General features: G+C 43.4%; 16 protein-coding genes and 2 pseudogenes. 6 read left to right on the top strand and 12 right to left on the bottom strand.

The features are described from left to right. The 3 genes and pseudogenes from E2L07_RS14915 to E2L07_RS21290 form a co-directional block, all read right to left on the bottom strand. Positions 1-602 (bottom strand): annotated as a pseudogene (locus E2L07_RS14915) (DDE-type integrase/transposase/recombinase); the annotation flags it as partial. Between the two features lie 637 nt (positions 603-1,239). Beyond that, positions 1,240-1,812: a LysR substrate-binding domain-containing protein gene (locus E2L07_RS14905; RefSeq protein ID WP_243854965.1), complete on the bottom strand. Its 573-nt coding sequence runs from the start codon at positions 1,810-1,812 to the stop codon at positions 1,240-1,242. Continuing rightward, positions 1,727-1,960 (bottom strand): annotated as a pseudogene (locus tag E2L07_RS21290) (hypothetical protein); the annotation flags it as partial. The pseudogene E2L07_RS21290 and the gene E2L07_RS14905, both read right to left, overlap by 86 nt. 211 nt (positions 1,961-2,171) lie before the next feature. Here E2L07_RS21290 and E2L07_RS14900 point away from each other — a divergent pair. Beyond that, complete coding sequence (locus E2L07_RS14900; RefSeq protein WP_134229956.1) at positions 2,172-4,559, top strand: glycoside hydrolase family 95 protein; 2,388 nt, start codon at positions 2,172-2,174, stop codon at positions 4,557-4,559. Between the two features lie 151 nt (positions 4,560-4,710). Here E2L07_RS14900 and mreBH read toward each other — a convergent pair whose 3' ends face one another. From mreBH to E2L07_RS14855, 9 genes are all read right to left on the bottom strand, one after another. After that, on the bottom strand, positions 4,711-5,718 hold the full coding sequence (mreBH, locus tag E2L07_RS14895) for a rod-share determining protein MreBH (RefSeq protein ID WP_010897016.1): 1,008 nt from the start codon (positions 5,716-5,718) through the stop codon (positions 4,711-4,713). Between the two features lie 486 nt (positions 5,719-6,204). After that, positions 6,205-8,232 carry a glucose-specific PTS transporter subunit IIBC gene (gene ptsG, locus E2L07_RS14890; protein ID WP_134229955.1) on the bottom strand — a complete coding sequence of 676 codons (2,028 nt, stop codon included), beginning with the start codon at positions 8,230-8,232 and terminating at the stop codon, positions 6,205-6,207. A 176-nt stretch (positions 8,233-8,408) separates the two neighbouring features. Then, positions 8,409-9,239, bottom strand: coding sequence for a glucose PTS transporter transcription antiterminator GlcT (glcT, locus tag E2L07_RS14885; RefSeq protein ID WP_010897018.1), 831 nt, complete (start codon positions 9,237-9,239; stop codon positions 8,409-8,411). A 380-nt stretch (positions 9,240-9,619) separates the two neighbouring features. Continuing rightward, a complete protein-coding gene (locus E2L07_RS14880; RefSeq protein ID WP_053432550.1) occupies positions 9,620-10,498 on the bottom strand; it encodes a Cof-type HAD-IIB family hydrolase in 879 nt (292 codons plus the stop codon). Further along, complete coding sequence (locus tag E2L07_RS14875) at positions 10,495-11,268, bottom strand: DeoR/GlpR family DNA-binding transcription regulator (RefSeq protein ID WP_053432616.1); 774 nt, start codon at positions 11,266-11,268, stop codon at positions 10,495-10,497. The genes E2L07_RS14880 and E2L07_RS14875 overlap by 4 nt, the downstream gene beginning before the upstream one ends. Positions 11,269-11,428: 160 nt before the next feature. Further along, on the bottom strand, positions 11,429-11,968 hold the full coding sequence (locus E2L07_RS14870) for an alpha/beta fold hydrolase (RefSeq protein ID WP_134229953.1): 540 nt from the start codon (positions 11,966-11,968) through the stop codon (positions 11,429-11,431). After that, complete coding sequence (locus E2L07_RS14865; protein ID WP_134229952.1) at positions 11,922-12,338, bottom strand: VOC family protein; 417 nt, start codon at positions 12,336-12,338, stop codon at positions 11,922-11,924. Before E2L07_RS14865 ends, E2L07_RS14870 begins: the two co-directional genes overlap by 47 nt. A gap of 77 nt (positions 12,339-12,415) precedes the next feature. Then, positions 12,416-12,862, bottom strand: coding sequence for a VOC family protein (locus E2L07_RS14860; protein WP_053432553.1), 447 nt, complete (start codon positions 12,860-12,862; stop codon positions 12,416-12,418). Positions 12,863-12,931: 69 nt separating this feature from the next. Further along, entirely contained in the window at positions 12,932-13,717 is a 786-nt protein-coding gene (locus E2L07_RS14855) for a helix-turn-helix transcriptional regulator (RefSeq protein WP_134229951.1), read from the bottom strand. Positions 13,718-13,856: 139 nt separating this feature from the next. Here E2L07_RS14855 and E2L07_RS14850 point away from each other — a divergent pair, with 139 nt between their 5' ends. The 5 genes from E2L07_RS14850 to E2L07_RS14830 all read left to right on the top strand — a co-directional run bounded on the left by E2L07_RS14850 (position 13,857) and on the right by E2L07_RS14830 (position 18,062). After that, positions 13,857-14,261, top strand: coding sequence for a thiol-disulfide oxidoreductase DCC family protein (locus E2L07_RS14850; protein ID WP_010897025.1), 405 nt, complete (start codon positions 13,857-13,859; stop codon positions 14,259-14,261). A 24-nt stretch (positions 14,262-14,285) separates the two neighbouring features. Further along, positions 14,286-15,026, top strand: coding sequence for an AIR synthase related protein (locus tag E2L07_RS14845; RefSeq protein ID WP_134229950.1), 741 nt, complete (start codon positions 14,286-14,288; stop codon positions 15,024-15,026). 79 nt (positions 15,027-15,105) lie between these two features. Next, positions 15,106-15,426 carry a hypothetical protein gene (locus tag E2L07_RS14840; RefSeq protein ID WP_010897027.1) on the top strand — a complete coding sequence of 107 codons (321 nt, stop codon included), beginning with the start codon at positions 15,106-15,108 and terminating at the stop codon, positions 15,424-15,426. Between the two features lie 310 nt (positions 15,427-15,736). After that, positions 15,737-16,822 carry a S8 family peptidase gene (locus E2L07_RS14835; protein WP_053432556.1) on the top strand — a complete coding sequence of 362 codons (1,086 nt, stop codon included), beginning with the start codon at positions 15,737-15,739 and terminating at the stop codon, positions 16,820-16,822. 391 nt (positions 16,823-17,213) lie between these two features. Next, on the top strand, positions 17,214-18,062 hold the full coding sequence (locus E2L07_RS14830) for a polysaccharide deacetylase family protein (RefSeq protein ID WP_053432557.1): 849 nt from the start codon (positions 17,214-17,216) through the stop codon (positions 18,060-18,062). The last annotated feature ends 75 nt before the right edge of the window (positions 18,063-18,137 follow it).

Genomic DNA, 18,137 nt, shown 5'->3' with positions numbered 1-18,137 from the left:
TGGAACTTCCGGTAAATGTAGCGTACTTTCAGCGATTGTGGATCTTCTTTAAATTGTTTTTTCTCTTTTTTGGTCATGGCGCTCAAGTTTTTTTGATAATAGGTACACATATCATTTTTGCACTTAAACACGTGAAAATCTTTTCGTTCTTTAATTTTTTCAAGCGGTTTAAGGCAGTGAGGACACTTAAGAATGGCCTCTTTCTGATAACGACTTTTTTTATTGAAAACACACGAACACACCTTACACTGATATTGTCCTTTTCCTCCGTTATTTGCGTACAAATACGCAGAAGGAGCACCACACTTCGGACAACATAAGGTAGACGGTACGGGCGTAGAATTCGCTCGTCGCTGTACTGGTTTTAACGGTTTCCCTTTGGATTGAAGGTGTTCCGCTAATAAAAGCTGATAATCGAGCCTTTCTAGTTTTTCAATGATAGGTAAATCATCAATTTGAAGCTTTCGATAAGGCTGATTAACAGGAGCTTCTTTTGGTTTATCGAACATGCTTTTTCCAATCAAAAGAGTAAGCAAAGTTCGAATAATTTGTTCTTGATAGTTTATAAAAGTTAATAAATAGGTTATAATTTGAGGGTACAAATTGTCACTTCCTTTTCTGGAATTGGGTGTTGTGGTAACCTCAATTATCTACAGAATTTAAGGGGGTGGCAATTTTTTTGCTTATAAAGCCCTCTAATATAGGATTTAATAACCTATTTTTATATAAAGTTTTGACAATACGGATGGAAAAGGCGGGGTTGATCTATGAGGGTACCCATCGCCGCGCCATCTACGTCAAAGGGGCGCATCGAGATTTCAAGGTTTATGCGATCATACGTGAAGATTATGAGCAGAAACATCAGCCATTGGTTCGTACTAGATCCTAGTTTTATAGTTGTTCATCGTAGCTCGCCATTTGGCGGGCTTTTTCAATATAATGAAGGAGAAGGGGTGTTACTGTCTACGGTCTCAACTGGTGAACTGGTTGTCCTTGTTTATTTAGCCTCAACTCTTTCTTCGTGTGCGGTCACGCTTTCGGCTTTAAGAAGGAGATGGGTGCGTCGTTTGCGGTTCAGTTAAGCATGAAACAGATCATCACCTCCTTGATTTCTGGGCTGCTACTATTAGCCGGTTATCGATTCTTTTTCTAACGGCATACTTGCTGGACAAAAAATAGGATCGATTATTGTAAAGCCTTACTCATAGATGACAGCAGGATTTGCCAACACTGTATCTTTCATATTCCGTCTCTTTTCACCATTTCACAAAAGGCTTGATAGGCATAGCTTGTATGTTTCTCCTTTCTTCGCAAAAGCGCAGTCGTCATGTAACGATATTTTTCAGGGATTGGAAAAGCGTAAAGATCTTCGTAGGCGCCTTTTAATACGGACCGAGGGAGGAGGGTAGCCGCTAAGCCAGCTTTGACACTACTTAATAATATTTCAAGTGAGTGAATCTCAAGATAGTTCTCAAGTGATCCTCCCTCATCTTGCAACCATTCCTCCAACCTTTTTCGAAATGGACACCCAGATGAAGAAACGACCCATTTCCGATCAAGCAGTGTTGTAAAATTAAACTCATCGTGCGATAGGACGACAAGCTCTTCTGTCCAACTTTCGTCTATCTCGATCCAAGGGAAGCTAGGTATGTCTGTAACCAATGCAGCGTCTAAATCATATTCTTTAACCTTCTCCAATAATTGAGGAGTTTGACCTGTTTCAATGCTAAGCTCGACTTGATTGTATGTTGATTGGTAAGACGCAATCAGAGGGATGAAATGACCACATGTCACCAATTCGAAGGGAGCCATTGGGCTGCTCATGATCTTGTAATACTCGGATTGATTCTTCGACCATTCGTAAAATAGAATCAGCATATTGTTGAAAAAGGACGCCCTTTTCTGTCAATTGGACTCCTTTTGGTTTTCGATAAAATAACAAAACGCCTAGTTCATTTTCTAGCTTTTGTAATCGAGCAGTTACATTTGATTGGACATAGTTTAACTGTTTGGCTGCTCCAAAAGTGAATTTATTATACTAAACGCAAAAAAAGTGCAGTGTCAATGTAACGGTTTCTCATCTATAATTCTGACATGGTTACAAACGTTCGATTCTGGGAAGATGAAGTTAAAAAATGTTATGTAACAATCGTAGGAGGGAAGAAAACTTTATGAAGATTCAATTCGATTCTCCAGCTAGTTTTTGGACGGAAGCGCTACCTATAGGGAACGGTAACCTCGGGGCGATGGTATTCGGAAAGGTCGAGAAGGAGCGTATCGCTTTAAATGAAGACACGTTATGGTCAGGCTACCCGAAGGATTGGAATAATCCAAGGGTGAAGGAGGTACTGCCGAAAGTGAGAGAGCTGATCGCACAAGAAAAGTATGAAGAAGCAGATCAGCTCTCAAGGGACATGATGGGTCCTTATACGCAATCCTATTTACCTTTTGGCGATTTGAACATTTTCATGGATCATGGCCAAGTTGTGGCTCCTCATTATCACCGAGAGCTAGATCTATCTACAGGGATCGTCACCGTTACTTACACAATTGGTGGCGTACAGTATACCCGTGAACTATTTGTAACGTATCCTGACCGAGCCATCGTCGTTCGTTTAACCGCAAGCAAGGAGGGGTTCCTCAGTTTCCGGGCCAAGCTGGATAGTCTGCTGAGACATGTATCGAGCGTTGGTGCGGAACACTATACGATATCCGGCACAGCACCAGAGCACGTGTCACCTAGTTACTATGATGAAGAGAATCCTGTACGTTACGGACATCCAGATATGTCGCAGGGGATGAAGTTTCACGGGAGACTTGCTGCCGTCAACGAAGGTGGGTCGTTGAAAGTAGATGCCGACGGATTGCACGTAATGGGGGCGACTTGTGCAACTTTATATTTTAGTGCGTCGACTTCCTTTGATCCAAGTACAGGGGCGAGCTGCTTAGAACGAGATCCTAGCTTGCGCACAATTGAAACAATCAAGGCGATTTGTAAGAGAGGATATAAAGAGATTGTTAATCGTCATCTTGAAGATTACACGAAGCTATTTAATAGGGTTTCGCTGCATTTGGGAGAGAGCATAGCCCCAGCGGACATGTCAACCGATCAACGAATAAAGGAATATGGTAGCCGTGATCTTGGGTTGGTGGAGCTCTTATTCCAGTATGGTCGGTATTTAATGATCGCCAGCTCTCGTCCAGGAACCCAACCTGCCAATTTACAAGGGATTTGGAATGAAGAAACACGGGCGCCATGGAGCAGCAACTATACGTTAAACATTAATGCGGAGATGAATTACTGGCCGGCGGAGACTTGCAACCTAGCCGAACTGCATAAACCGTTAATTCATTTTATCGAAAGGTTGGCAGCGAACGGAAAGAAAACAGCTGAAATAAATTATGGCGCAAGAGGATGGGTGGCGCACCACAATGCTGATTTGTGGGGACAAACAGCACCAGTTGGCGATTTTGGTCATGGAGATCCGGTCTGGGCGTTTTGGCCGATGGGTGGTGTATGGTTAACCCAACATTTATGGGAACATTACACTTTTGGCGAAGATGAAGCATATTTGCGAGATACGGCATATCCGATTATGAAGGAGGCGGCGTTATTCTGTTTGGATTGGTTGATTGAGAATGAAGCAGGTTATCTTGTCACTTCACCTTCGACCTCTCCCGAGCAACGGTTCCGGATTGGAGAAAAGGGCTATGCCGTTAGTTCTGCGACGACGATGGATCTGTCATTGATCGCAGAATGCTTTGACAATTGCATTCAGGCGGCAAAACGCCTCTCAATCGATGAAGATTTTGTAAAGGCCTTATCTGATGCGAAGCAACGGCTGTTGCCGCTTCAAATCGGTAAGCGCGGCCAATTACAGGAATGGTCGAACGATTTCGAAGACGAAGATGTTCATCATCGTCACGTCTCCCACCTTGTCGGGATTTACCCAGGGCGGCTCATTACAGAGCAATCAGCGCCAAATCTTTTTGAAGCAGCCAAAACGTCCCTTGAAATTAGAGGTGACGAAGGAACAGGCTGGAGTCTAGGTTGGAAAATTAGCTTATGGGCTAGATTTAAAGATGGGAATCGCTGCGAGCGGTTACTCTCAAACATGTTAAAGCTTATTAAAGAGGATGAATCGATGCAACATCGCGGTGGTGTATACGCTAATTTATTCGGTGCCCATCCACCTTTTCAGATCGATGGAAACTTTTCGGCAACAGCTGGTATCGCCGAAATGCTTTTACAATCGCATCAAGGCTACCTCGAGTTTCTCCCGGCGCTTCCTGATTCATGGAAAGACGGGTATGTGAAAGGGTTACGAGGCAGAGGAGGATATGAAGTTGATTTAGCTTGGACGAATGGAGCACTGGTCAAGGTGGAAATCGTCTCAACTAAAACGCAAACGTGTGAAGTGCTTACTCGAATAAACATGCGAATAACCGAGAGCGGTGAAGAGGTAGAAGGGGATGTTTTGGACTCTGGACGAATGAGCTTCCAAGTGGAGAAGGGGAAGCGGTACGTCTTAAACCGAACAACGGATGGCGATTTTTAGGGAACGGATCATGAACAAGAAGTGGAAAGCTTAGACGAGTATACTTAAGGAGGCTAAAAAAATAATAAAGAATAAGCGCTCAATCATGGACGGATTTTAACGATGAATGGATGAAAGGGCTGCTTTTGAGCAGCCCCTCGAGTTTCGTACATTACACCGTCACTTTTTGTAGTTTTGCGATCATGGATAACGAGCGCCCTGTTCCAATCGCAACAGCTTCTAGCGGACTAGGTGCAAGGTGAACAGGTACGTCAATTTCATCAGTGAGCCACTCTTGGAAACCATTCATCAACGAGCCCCCGCCAGTTAAAATGACACCGCGGTCGACAATGTCACCACTCAGTTCAGGTGGACAATCTTCAAGGGTGGCGCGTAAGGCTTCAAGAATTTGCAGTAATGATTCATTGATTGCATACTGGATTTCCGTTGATTTCAATTCAATCGTTTTCGGTAGGCCCGACACTAAATCCCGGCCACGAACTTCCATTGTCAAGACTTCGTGATCAATTGGAGCGTATCCGATTTCAATCTTTACCTGTTCGGCTGTCCGTTCACCGATCAACACGTTGTAGTTTTTTCGAATGTATTGAATGATGTCCTCGTCGATTTTGTCTCCACCGATTCGGACAGAATTGCAGGAGACGACACCGCCAAAGGAAATGATAGCAACTTCTGTTGTTCCACCGCCAATGTCAACGACTACATTGGCGACAGGCTCGTCCACTGGAAGGTCTGCACCGATGGCAGCCGCAACAGGCTCTTCAATAATTTCCACTTGTTTCGCTCCGCAGCTCCGCACAGCATCGAGAATCGCGCGACGCTCTACAGACGTCGATCCAGAAGGAGCACAGACCACGACATTAGGCTTTCGCATCGAAAGTCCAGCCGATTTGCTCACCTGCTTCATAATGTGTTTTAACATCGTGGCTGTCACGTCAAAATCGGCGATGACTCCATCCTTTAATGGACGCATGGCAACGATGTTTCCAGGTGTTTTTCCGACCATGTTTTTCGCTTCAAGTCCGACAGCGAGTACTTCGTTCGTCTCCACATTCATGGCAACAACTGATGGTTCATTTAAAATAATTCCTTTATCTTTGCTATATACAAGAAGATTGGCTGTTCCTAAATCAATCCCAATTTCTGCACTTGAAAACATGTTTTCATTCACCACTTCTTTATTCAGATTCTTTTCTGTCAGCCTATTCTACCAAGAGCGATCACCGTCAGAAAAGGGTCGGATAGCATATCTTCTATGTCGAAACTTGTAACATACATTAAAGAAATGTCTCAAAACAGGACATGTTTCTTAGAATTGAAGAAAAATGTACCACCTTTTAATGAAGTATAGTGATGAAGTCTGTGGTGGTTAGTCCCGAACTGAAAAAAGTATTTCAAAAAAGACTCCCATTTCAAGGGTTTGATAAAGCGAAGTAATAAAAATGGGAGAGCAACATTGTAGTTGCCCTCCGTGGGTGGGGAAAGGGAGTTCAAATAAAGTGACTCATTGAAGCCATGTAAAGAGATACATGAATCACTGTCACTTTACATGTACCCTTACTGAATCGAGACTAAACATTGGATAATTAAAAGTCTTATGGCAAAAAAAGAAACCAAGTGGTGAACTTGGTTTCTGTATAAATAACTATTGTTTAATGGAAAGAATGTTTTCTGTGTTTGCTTTTTGCTCACCAGATGTATGAAGCGTGATGTGCTCTCCTTCGGCAAGGTTAGTAAAAATAATCGGCGTGATCGCTGATTTCGCTTTTTCATTAATCACATCTAGGTCGAAGCTCATAAGCTTTTGACCTTGTTGAACAATGTCATCTTGCTCGACATGGGCAGTGAATCCTTCCCCTTTTAAGTTAACCGTATCGATACCGATATGGATGAGCACTTCTTTTCCAGTATCTGTCGTTAAGCCAATCGCGTGTTTTGTCGGGAAGATCGTACTTACTTTTCCGTCAAATGGCGCATAGACAATACCTTCTGTCGGTTCAATCGCAAAGCCGTCGCCCATCATTTTTTTCGAAAACACTTCATCTGGTACGTCGCTTAGATCAAGAAGCTTTCCTTCAATCGGCATGGCGAAAGAGATGTCGCCTGCAACCGGAGCGACTTGCGCTTCATCAGGTGTTTCTTCAGTAACGACTGGTGTTTTACCATCAAGAATGTCTTGAATTTGCGTTTTAATTTGATCAGAACGTGGGCCGAAGATCGCTTGAATGCTGTTCCCCACTTCCATCACACCAGAGGCGCCTAATTTCTTCAGACGATTTTTGTCAACATTTTTCGCATCTTTGACGTTCACGCGTAATCGCGTTATGCACGCATCTAAGTTTGTTAAGTTTTCCTTGCCACCAAGAGCTTCAAGGACATTGAATGGAAGAGAGTTTTTATCTACTTCAGCCCCAGCTCCATCTTCTTCCGTTGGTTCTTCGCGACCAGGAGTCATAAGGTTAAATTTCTTGATTGCAAAGCGGAACCCGAAGTAGTAAATGACTGAGAACACTAATCCAATCGGAATCACAAGCCACCAAGCGGTTCTGTTTGGAAGGACTCCGTAAAGGATAAAGTCAATGACCCCTCCAGAGAAAGTCATCCCAATCTTAATGTCCAAAATGTGCATGATCATAAATGAAAGACCAGCGAAAATGGTATGCACGGCAAACAATAATGGCGCTACAAATAAGAAACTAAATTCAATAGGCTCTGTAATCCCTGTTAAAAACGAAGTAAGGGCTGCAGATGCCATAATACCAGCAACAACTTTTTTGTTTTCAGGACGTGCGCAATGGTAAATCGCAAGTGCAGCAGCTGGAAGACCGAACATCATGAACGGGAATTTACCTGCCATGAACGTACCAGCTGTCAGCTCAGCACCATCACGAATTTGCGCAAAGAAGATCCGTTGGTCCCCACGTACAATTTCACCAGCGGCGTTCGTATACTGACCAAACTCAAACCAGAATGGCGAGTAGAAAATGTGATGAAGTCCGAACGGAATCAGAGCACGCTCAATGACACCAAAGATAAACGCTGCAACCGTACGGTTTGACTCCGTCATGTAATAAGAGAATGCGTTTAAGCCATCCTGAACGGTCGGCCAAATAAAGTGTAAGAGCACCCCGACGAATAAGGAGAAAAAGGCTGTTGCGATTGGAACAAATCGTTTTCCCGCAAAGAAACCTAAGTATGACGGTAATTCAATATTAAAGTATTTCTTGTACATATACGCACCGAGAAGGCCGGCAATGATTCCACCGAATACCCCTGTTTGTAGCGTTGGAATGCCAAGTACGCTTGCATAAGCTGGGCTATCTCCGACCATTTCAGGTGTAACATGCCCGATAACGCTCATTGTTACGTTGATGATCAAATACCCGATTAACGCAGCAAGTCCAGCGACCCCGTCTCCATTCGAAAGACCGATGGCGACCCCAACGGCGAAAAGAAGGGCGAGATTTGCGAAGACAATGTCCCCTGCATTTTGCATAAGTTCGGCAATGATCACGATCCAATCTGCCGTTAAAAACGGAAAACGCTCCGTCATATCAGGGTTTTGGAGCGCGTCACCAAAAGCGAGCAAAATCCCAGCTGCCGGCAGTAAAGCGACCGGTAGCATGAGCGCTTTTCCGACGCGTTGCAAAACGCCGAATGATTTTTTAAACATGAAGAAAACCTCCTTTAGATGTTACAAACCGAAAAAAATCACACAACAAAAAGGCATGAGGGAAAGGGGGGAAGACACAGCCATAAAGATAGGAGTCTCCTCCTTATCTCTATAGTCTGCACCTTTTCCTTTCTCTCATGCCTGCATAACCAGTAACACGGAAAGAATAATGCCAGTTATTCTTTTGCAAGACGCTGAAGGTGTAAGGTTAAATAAACGGCTTCAGCATCTGGAATCGCTTTCTTTAACGACTGTTGCATAATTTTAATCAGCTTGTATGAAAGATTGTAGCATACTGGATATTCTTCTTTCAAGATTTTTTTTAATCGTTCTTGATTGTCGTTATACTCTCCTTTTTGAATCCGCTCGATTGCGTGATGGAGGTGACGAACAAGCCGGAGATAATCGACGTGCTGCCGATCGATCGTCAGCTCAAGCGAGGTTTCAATGACATAGACGAGCTCACTTATGAGCCTAGTATGTTGATTGACTTCCTCAAGCGAGCGTCTCGTTAGCGCGCTATGGATATGAAGAGCAACAAATCCTATTTCCCCTGGTGGAATGGAAATGTGAAAAGCCGCTTCTAACGCTTGGATAATCTCTGTGGCCACATCAAATTCTTTCGGATACGCTAGTTCAGTTTCGGTTAAAAATGGATTTTTAATGTCAAACCCTTGATTAATTCGTTTAATGGCATAAAATAAGTGGTCGGTCAATGCCACATGAATATGCTCGTGTAGCCGAACCTGAAAGCGTTCTTCAATTCGTTCGATGGCGTCATTCATGAACCCGATAAAGGATTCGTCGACGTAATCGAGCAACTGTTTGTATTGCTCTTGTTCCTTCGCATCCTTCAATACAAAAAATTTTTCAGCGCTTTCGCCTGCGACTTCATCTCCCGGCCTCTTGCCAAAGCCTAGACCTTTTCCGATCAAAACGACTTCGTCATAACTCGGGTGTTCGGCAATCAAGACGTTATTATTCAAGGCTTTTTTGACTACTAGCATTGTGGCTCCTCCTACCAAAATCGTTTTAACCGAACCATTAGCCCCATGTCTTTCGTATAGCCATCATCTTAACGAAAGAGGGACATAACCGTCAAGGACAAAGTAAAAACGATTTTCCAACAAGTTCGTGACGGGTTCGATTGACTTTGGAGGGAGGGAAGTGGGGGATAGAAAAGAAAAGAGAGCTGGGACAAAACATATAGGGGGTTGATTGTGTCAAAAACCACTTGCTTACCGCAGGCGTCTCGTGATTTTGACAATGAACGATGGGCATACATCTGTTTTTTCTGGACATCAAACAACCGACGACCCGTAAATCAATAGAAAAAAAGTTCGGATCATCAAAATAAAATGACCCGAACCTTCTTTATTGCTGTTGGCTAGTTTTGTCCCAACCGCTTTGCGGCAAGCAGTCGTTCGATGGAGTGGGAAACCCCATGCTCATAGTTTGATAAAGTGACCTCGTGGGAGATCTGTTTAATTTCGGCACGGGCATTTCCCATGGCGATACTGTAGCCAGCGATTGTGATCATCGAGTAGTCATTCATGCTATCACCGATCGCCACTGTATGTTCTAGGGGGATGTGCAAATGTTTAGCTAACCATGTTAAGGCGTTACCCTTTGAGGCGAGTGGATGTTCAAGCTCGAAGTTGTGCTCAGCTGATGTGACGAGCGTTAAGTTATCCGTTTGTTTAAAGCGATCCCAACCTTTTGCTAATTTGTGTTCATCAAAGGAAAAGGCGAGAATATTGTAGATGTTCACTTCAGTATCAAGCAAGTCACGATAAGATGAGACATATGAAAACCCCGTTTGACTGAATTGTTTTGCGGCTGCTTGGGATAACGTGCCAAGGTCTGTTTGCGGATTCGCGCTTACAAGCCGATCCATTTCGATGGCAAGCAGCTCCCGTCCGTTTTGTGGTGTGAAAATCGCTTCATCGCTAAACACCTCGTAGTAAAAATGGTTTCCTTCTAGCCAATGTAAAATCTCAATCGCCTGTTTATGCTCAAGGGGAATTGAAAGCAATCGCCTTCCTGTTGGATCATGGATCGTTGCGCCGTTGGCCCCGATCACCCATGGATGCATGCCTGTTGGCTTTAAAAGGTCTACAACATCAAAGTAAGCTCTTCCTGTCGCGATCACCACTTCCATGCCAGCCTCTTGCGCCCTTTGTAACGATTCCATGTTTTCTTCGCTAATTGTGCTCTTCTCGTTAAGTAACGTTCCGTCCAAATCGATGGCGATCAACTTTTTCATTCTTCAGTCTCCTCCCCTGTGATGACAAGCTCCACACCATGTTGCTGTAATAATTGATGAAACGAATAAGGTGGGGACCGGTCCGTGATCAAGACATCAATATCGGATAAGTCAGCAAGCTTGAAATAATCAGTAACGCCAATTTTTGAATGATCGGCTAACACGATTTTTTGCTTTGCTTGCTGGAGCATTGTTCGTTTCACCATGCCATCTTCCTCGTGGGCAATCGTAAGCCCATGCTCGGAAATGCCTACAACCCCTAAAAACAATTTGTCGACATAATACGAACGTAGCCTTTCAATTACGGAAGCTCCATACAAGTAACGGTGTTTCTTCTCAAGTTTACCGCCAAGTAATTGGATGTCTGCGTGCTTTTTTGCTGACAAAAGGTCTGCGAGATTGATTGAGTTTGTCACAATTGTACAGCGAACATTTGGAAAAAAATCAGCAAGGGCTTGAACTGTTGTAGATGTATCAAGGATTAAACGATCACCTTCATGAATAAAAGATGCTGCTTTTTCGCCGATCTGCTTTTTTTCTTTTGAGACCGTTTCTAATCGTTGGTGATAGCCTTTCACTTCTTGGTGGGCAGACGGAAGGATCGCGCCGCCTCGCGTGCGGATAATTACTTTTTGTTCTTCTAGCTTTACAAGATCACGACGGGCTGTATCTCGTGATACTCCAAAACGTGCGCAAATTTGTTCAACGGTAATGCGCTGATGTTTCTTTAATTCCTCTAAAATTAACGGCAAACGCTCATCTTGGTACAAATTCATCACCAACTCATAAGTATTGTTAATTTGTTATAAGTAATTATAAGTGATATTGCGCGATTTAAGCAAGGTGTTTGCGTGTTTTACTTATGTATTTTCCAAAATAAATATATTTTCTGTCCATAACATAAAAAAAGCCATGCTCCGCGCATGACCCTTAGGATTTACCTTGTTTAAGATCGGCGACAAGCTCAGGCAACCCACCGATAAAGAAATGATCGTTCCCGTTTAGTGTGCGTATGATAGCGTTGGGAAAGATTTCTCTATAAAATGTTTGATGTGAGGATGGGACGACATGGTCACTGCGACTATGATAAAGAACGACTCGGTCGATTGAGAGAAGTGTAGATGGATCTGTTATAGTAAACGCCTCGTTTTGCCATTCTTCGTCCCGGCCCCAAAAGGGAGGTGCAATGAGGTACAGCCCTGTAACCTGTGGAAGAGGAGGAGATTTTTCTGAGAGATATTTGACGAGAACAGCGCCCCCAAGGGAATGGCCGACAAGGATAACCTCTCCATCGATGAACGAAAGCTCTTTCTCTACTTGTTTGACCCATTGATCGTATTCAGGTGCTTCCGGATTGGGCATTTCGGGATACGCTACGTTATGTTCCGAACGGAGGGATTGCTTTAAATAATAGACAAGGTCATCACTTCTTTGAGAACCTGCACAATGAATGAAAAGAATCGTCTTCATTTAATCCCCCTTCTCTTTGTGGGTTCACCCGTAAAATCGTGCCACACGGATCAGAAATCCAGTAACCGGCTGCACCTTCATGGATTTCCACTTCATCTCTTCGGTCAACTCCGCACTCGTTTAAATGATTTGACGCGACCTCAAGGTCATCTGTCTGCACCTCGAGCCACACATCTTGTTGCGAGTAGTTATCCATGCAATCGAGCCATAGGGTAGAGGGAACTAGTTGAAATTTATAAGATCCTTGTTCTTGACCTAGGTAAGGGAGACGCAAAATGTCGTGATAAAACCGAACCGTTTCTTCATACTTGAACTTAGGAATCTTTAGCGCAATGTTATGGCCGCCAACAAATTGAATCACAGGTTTCATGGACGATCACTTCCAATCATGTTTTGATACCGAAGGAGGCTGACGTGATGCAGCTGGGGTGCATCTTGTGAACCAGTCTAGTTGGAGCTTTCCTCTTGTGTTGTTACGTGCCACGTGATACCAAACTTATCAATTACTTGACCATACAGTGGGCTGAAAAATGTTTTCTCAAGTGGAGCGATTTCTTTTCCTCCTGAAGCTAATTTTTGAAAAACTTCCGTTGTCATTTCTACATTGTTCGTTGTCAGAGCGATAGTGACGGGAGATCCACTTTGCTGCGGAAAGCGTTCAGGATCAACATCAAGACATTGGTCAGATATCATCAGGTCCATCTCACCTAGCTTTAAATGAGCATGAAGGATCAGGTCTTTGTTTACAGATGCCATAGGAGAGTCTGGTTGCTCAGGTAAATCCCCATACGTTTGAATCATTATCACTTCCGCGTTTAATGCATCTTGATAAAATTCGATAGCAGCCTGCCCATCCCCATCTAACATCAAGTAAGGATTCATAGTTAAAATCATCAAATCACCTCTTTATGAATGATAGTGTCATTTTAGCAAGAATGGCAGTGTGTGATTTCTTCTTAATTGCTATGTTGCAATGCGTGCTTTTAAAAAATTTTTCATGAGCAGTGGTAGAGAAATTAAAATAGGTGGATCATCAAGTCGTGGTGTGTGGAGCGTCAGGGAGTATTCTAGGATGGAAGGGGACTCAGTCACGATGATCGGCTCTTTAATCCGTCCGCGTAGCGTTGTATAAGGTAGTAGGATATCTTTAGCCTGCATAGACCATGAAATGGACGTGGCCATTAAATAATAGATTCCGGGTTTGACTCCGATAAAAGAAAACGCACCAGTTGATGAAAGGAGATTTCCATATAACGGAAGACCCTCTGGAATAGGCTTGGAAAAGAGGCCAATTAAGATAAACCCTTCAAGCGGGGCCTCAGAATCGATCGTGCCTGTCACGGTAGAAAATGGCCTGATGGATTGTAAGGAAGTGCGCCAATCCGAAAGCATTTGTAAGGAATGGAGCGAATGGTTCACTTGATTCATAGATTCGCGAAAGTGAGAAGGGCTCATGCCTACACATTTCGTAAATCGGGTCGTGAACGTTCCTAAGCTTTGTTGACCGATTTCAAGCCCGATGTCACGAACAGTTAAGTTTGTGTTTAGCAGCAACTCCTTGGCTTTTTGCAACCGGAGGGAAGAAACATAATAGAGAGGGGAAAGACCCGTTTTTTCTTTAAATAAACGGGAAAAATGATAACTGCTATAGCCCACATAGGAAGCGATATGAGAAAGGGAGAGCGGTTCATACAGGTGATTGTGGATGTACGAAATCGCTACATCTATTTCGTTGTAAGGTCCTGGCATCGACGTATCCCTCCTAAGAGCTTTTACATCCTGCTTTTATTATCCCATATAAACAGGATCACGCAACAGAACTTCCCTCCTTTGTCAAACGTTTGATGCAAGTAGAAGGTGGTATAATGAAGAGAGAGGGGGAAGAAGGATGAGGGATCAAATGTTGCCATCAATTATATTGTTTGACGGTGTTTGCAACTTTTGCAACTATTGGGTGCAATTCATCATCAAACGAGACCCACAAGCTACGTTTCAATTTGCCTCCTTGCAATCTGAGGTCGGCCAAGAGCTGCTAGAGAAGCACTCCATCGATCGATCCACTGATTCGGTTGTCCTTATTATGGAAGGGCAAGCGTTTGTATGCTCAGATGCTGTCTTAAAGATTGTAGCGCAGCTAGACTCTCCGATTCGATGGTTAAAATGGGCGGTTATCTTTCCGCGCTTTTTGCGTGACTTTATCTATCGGATCGTGGCACGAAATCGCTACAAATGGTTTGGAAAGCGAGACGAATGCCAAATTCCAACAAAAGAACAACGAAGCCGTTTTTTATAAACGAGTACAAAAGCAGGTGATGAATTGAAGGGCACACGAGATGTTCAAGTGATCCCGTGGCAAGGGGAAGAACAAATAGTCGTGGCAACAGACGCATCGGGTGGAGTTGGAGAAAAGGCGAAAGATCATGTCCACGTTCCATATGAAGTGGTAAGTTACTACGCGGCTCGAGTGGCGTTACTTGAATGTATGAGTGTGGGGGCAACACCGTTTACCTTCCTTGTACAAAATTTTTCAGGGGACGAACCATACCAAAAAATGATCGATGGAATCAACAGGGCGCTAGGAGAAGCAAACCAAGCCCAAGCCACAATAACTGGTAGCACGGAATCGAATATGGTCTTAGAGCAATCATGCCTTGGCGTGACAGTGATTGGAAGGGTTCATCAATCAGCGCTTAAAATAGGCATTACTCCGAAAGACGCAGGAATTGCGTTATTAGGAAAGCCACTTGTTGGGGAGGAAGTGGTATCTCAGGAAAAGGATGTTTTCCCACTGAAGCAGTTCGATGAACTTCTACAGGAAGAAGGCGTCTATGAAATTATTCCTGTAGGCTCAAAAGGTGTGAAGTATGAGCTAGAGGTGTTAGCAGCCACGAATGAATGGAATACACTACAAGTTCCGGTAAATGGAAATGTAGATTTAACTAAATCGTCCGGTCCGGCTACATCGCTTCTGATCACATTTGATGGAACGATGGAAGCGTTGTTGAAGGCTAAATATTCTTCTTGGTGGACCACGTTAGCTTCCAAAATTTCGACATAGTTTCATTGTTCAGGATCAGTAAAAAACATGGTATGATAAAATATAAAGTGCAACAAAGTGCACAATGGAGGGAGATACGATGGGAACACAATCAATGGAAGTGTATTTCGAAGAGAAGCTTCTCGCGGCAAAAACACAGTTTGAACGAACCATCGATTGTAAGCATACAGAATTTGACGACCTTTATCCATATATGTCAGAGCAACCTCAATTTTTCTGGTATAAGCGATATGTTGCGTGGCAAGAGCTGTTGACAGTTGTCGGCATTGCTGCAGATTTAGAGATTGAGTGGAAAAAGCACTTTTTGACGAAGCAAGTCAGCTACATTGAAGCGAAAATTCTTGATGCGAAAGTTCTCGATGACTGGTATGAAACGAAGGAAGAAGAAATCGAGCTATAGGGAGCGAACACGTCTGCATAGGATGCAGGCGTTTTTCTTTCAAGGAATAGTATTTGATAATACTTTAAAGTTGAGACTTGTTAAAGGGATAAGAAAAAAAACGATATATAAATATGTTTATCTAAGTGGGAAGTTTTGTAGAATAATGACGGTTATTGACCATAGGAAGTGGACAAACCACCAAAAATGGCAAATACAGACTCCTTTGCAATCTGCTAGATTGAATAATAAGAGATTTCTGAAATATCTGCTAGATCGAAAAGTATGTTATTTCTGAAATTTATAAAATAAAAAGGAGGCTGAATGGTTTATGAGACAAAGTCTAAAAGTTATGGTTTTGTCAACAGTGGCATTGCTTTTCATGGCAAACCCAGCAGCAGCAAGCGAGGAGAAAAAGGAATATTTGATTGTCGTCGAACCTGAAGAAGTTTCTGCTCAGAGTGTCGAAGAAAGTTATGATGTGGACGTCATCCATGAATTTGAAGAGATTCCAGTCATTCATGCAGAACTAACTAAAAAAGAATTGAAAAAATTAAAGAAAGATCCGAACGTAAAAGCCATCGAAGAGAATGCAGAAGTAACCATCAGTCAAACGGTTCCTTGGGGAATTTCATTCATTAATACGCAGCAAGCGCACAACCGCGGTATTTTTGGTAACGGTGCTCGAGTCGCTGTCCTTGATACAGGAATTGCTTCACACCCAGACTTACGAATTGCAGGGGGAGCGAGCTTTATTTCAAGCGAGCCTTCCTATCATGACAATAACGGACACGGAACTCACGTGGCTGGTACAATCGCTGCGTTAAACAATTCAATCGGTGTGCTTGGTGTAGCACCATCGGCTGACTTGTACGCTGTGAAAGTTCTTGATCGGAATGGAAGTGGTTCGCTTGCTTCTGTAGCTCAAGGAATCGAATGGGCAATTAACAACAACATGCACATTATTAATATGAGCCTTGGAAGCACGAGTGGTTCTAGCACGTTAGAGTTAGCTGTCAACCGAGCAAACAATGCTGGTATTCTCTTAGTAGGGGCAGCAGGTAATACGGGTAGACAAGGAGTTAACTATCCTGCTAGATACTCTGGTGTTATGGCGGTTGCAGCAGTTGATCAAAATGGTCAACGCGCAAGCTTCTCTACGTATGGCCCAGAAATTGAAATTTCTGCACCTGGTGTCAACGTAAACAGCACGTACACAGGCAATCGTTACGTATCGCTTTCTGGAACATCTATGGCAACACCACACGTTGCTGGAGTTGCTGCACTTGTGAAGAGCAGATATCCTAGCTATACGAACAACCAAATTCGCCAGCGTATTAATCAAACAGCAACGTATCTAGGTTCTCCTAGCCTTTATGGCAATGGATTAGTACATGCTGGACGTGCAACACAATAAATGCACAATGAAAGGCTGAGACAAAACTAGCCAAATGTAATAAAAAAGTTCGGATCATCAAAATAAAATGATTCGAGCTTTTTTCTGTTTGCTTCATGGGCTCATCTGTTGTTTGATTGGCCTTGTGGTACCCTTTTTGTGGAACGTTTAACTAGACTGACGTTTCCAAGTTGATGGTCAAAATCACGAGACGCCTGCGGGAAAAGCAAGAGCTGAAATTCCATCGGGGCGATTTCCCCCGATTAGCTGAAGCCTTGCTCGCGGCAAGCGAGTGATTTTTGAAACAATCAACCCCATATAAATTAGTCTCTTTCGTATCGTTATTTATCGTGTATTTGGCCTCATTTGGGTATGATAGGAGGGAGATAAGGAAAAGGGGTCAACGATTGATATGAAACGACTAATTGGTTGTGTTTTACTTTTCTTGGGGGCAAGTTTATATGGATGTGGGGGTCAAGGGGAAGATCCTGAAACCATTGTGAGCGAAAAGCCAATAGAAGAATGGGACGACGAAGAGGAAGATGGTGGAGAGTGGACGGTACCTGACATCGATTTATCGAACTTTAGACACGATCCGACGGAATGGGGAGAAAACGTCACAGGCGTGAAAACAAAGCTGGATACGAAGGAGCAAGTAATCGCGTTAACGCTCGATGCTTGCGGTGGCCCGCACGGTAGTCAATTTGATGAGGAGCTACTGGCTTACTTACAAGAGAAGGAAATTCCAGCGACGCTGTTTGTAAACGAACGATGGATTGATGAAAATGAAGACGTGTTTCTTTCCCTGGCGAACAATCCTCTATTTCAAATTGAAAATCACGGGTCTGCTCATAAACCATTATCAGTTAATGGACGGAACGCATGGAACATCGAAGGGACTAAGTCTCCAGAGGAAGTAGTTAAAGAGATTACAAACAACCAACAACGGATTTATCAACTAACAGGCCGGTCGACGAGGCTGTTTCGTTCAGGCACAGCGTTTTATGATGAAGTGGCCGTTGAAATCGCCAATGCCCTTGGAGTAGAGGTCGTCAATTATTCTGTACTCGGAGATGCAGGTGCAACGTTTACAGCGGAGCAAGTAAAGGCAGCGTTACTGAACGCCGAGCCTGGGGCAATTGTGTTAATGCATATGAATCAGCCAGCGAGTGGAACGGCAGCAGGAGTAAAAGCAGCCATCCCGTTATTGATCGAAAAAGGGTATACCTTTGCTCGTTTAGATGAATACGACTTGACCTAACTCAGAGCTTATCGGGTTAGGTTTTTCACTTTAAGAAAGTTTACCTGCATCAACGGTTAAAGATTAAGGAAAAAT

The organism is Halalkalibacterium halodurans (assembly GCF_004376175.1).
In the GTDB taxonomy this organism is placed as follows: Bacteria; Bacillota; Bacilli; order Bacillales; family Bacillaceae_D; genus Halalkalibacterium; species Halalkalibacterium halodurans.
Note: the sequence above shows the minus strand (reverse complement) of the source record. Positions and strands in the feature narration are given on the sequence as shown.

Bases quoted from the DNA above. Each gene is read 5' to 3' on its own strand.
- E2L07_RS14855 (WP_134229951.1), bottom strand. From the start codon at position 13,717: ATGCCAGGACCTTACAACGAAATAGATGTAGCGATTTCGTACATCCAC.
- E2L07_RS14835 (WP_053432556.1), top strand. From the start codon at position 15,737: ATGAGACAAAGTCTAAAAGTTATGGTTTTGTCAACAGTGGCATTGCTT.
- E2L07_RS14865 (WP_134229952.1), bottom strand. From the start codon at position 12,338: ATGAAACCTGTGATTCAATTTGTTGGCGGCCATAACATTGCGCTAAAG.
- E2L07_RS14905 (WP_243854965.1), bottom strand. From the start codon at position 1,812: ATGGCTCCCTTCGAATTGGTGACATGTGGTCATTTCATCCCTCTGATT.
- E2L07_RS14850 (WP_010897025.1), top strand. From the start codon at position 13,857: ATGAGGGATCAAATGTTGCCATCAATTATATTGTTTGACGGTGTTTGC.
- E2L07_RS14880 (WP_053432550.1), bottom strand. From the start codon at position 10,498: ATGAAAAAGTTGATCGCCATCGATTTGGACGGAACGTTACTTAACGAG.
- E2L07_RS14900 (WP_134229956.1), top strand. From the start codon at position 2,172: ATGAAGATTCAATTCGATTCTCCAGCTAGTTTTTGGACGGAAGCGCTA.
- E2L07_RS14860 (WP_053432553.1), bottom strand. From the start codon at position 12,862: ATGATTTTAACTATGAATCCTTACTTGATGTTAGATGGGGATGGGCAG.
- E2L07_RS14870 (WP_134229953.1), bottom strand. From the start codon at position 11,968: ATGAAGACGATTCTTTTCATTCATTGTGCAGGTTCTCAAAGAAGTGAT.
- E2L07_RS14830 (WP_053432557.1), top strand. From the start codon at position 17,214: ATGAAACGACTAATTGGTTGTGTTTTACTTTTCTTGGGGGCAAGTTTA.
- glcT (WP_010897018.1), bottom strand. From the start codon at position 9,239: ATGCTAGTAGTCAAAAAAGCCTTGAATAATAACGTCTTGATTGCCGAA.
- mreBH (WP_010897016.1), bottom strand. From the start codon at position 5,718: ATGTTTTCAAGTGCAGAAATTGGGATTGATTTAGGAACAGCCAATCTT.
- E2L07_RS14840 (WP_010897027.1), top strand. From the start codon at position 15,106: ATGGGAACACAATCAATGGAAGTGTATTTCGAAGAGAAGCTTCTCGCG.
- ptsG (WP_134229955.1), bottom strand. From the start codon at position 8,232: ATGTTTAAAAAATCATTCGGCGTTTTGCAACGCGTCGGAAAAGCGCTC.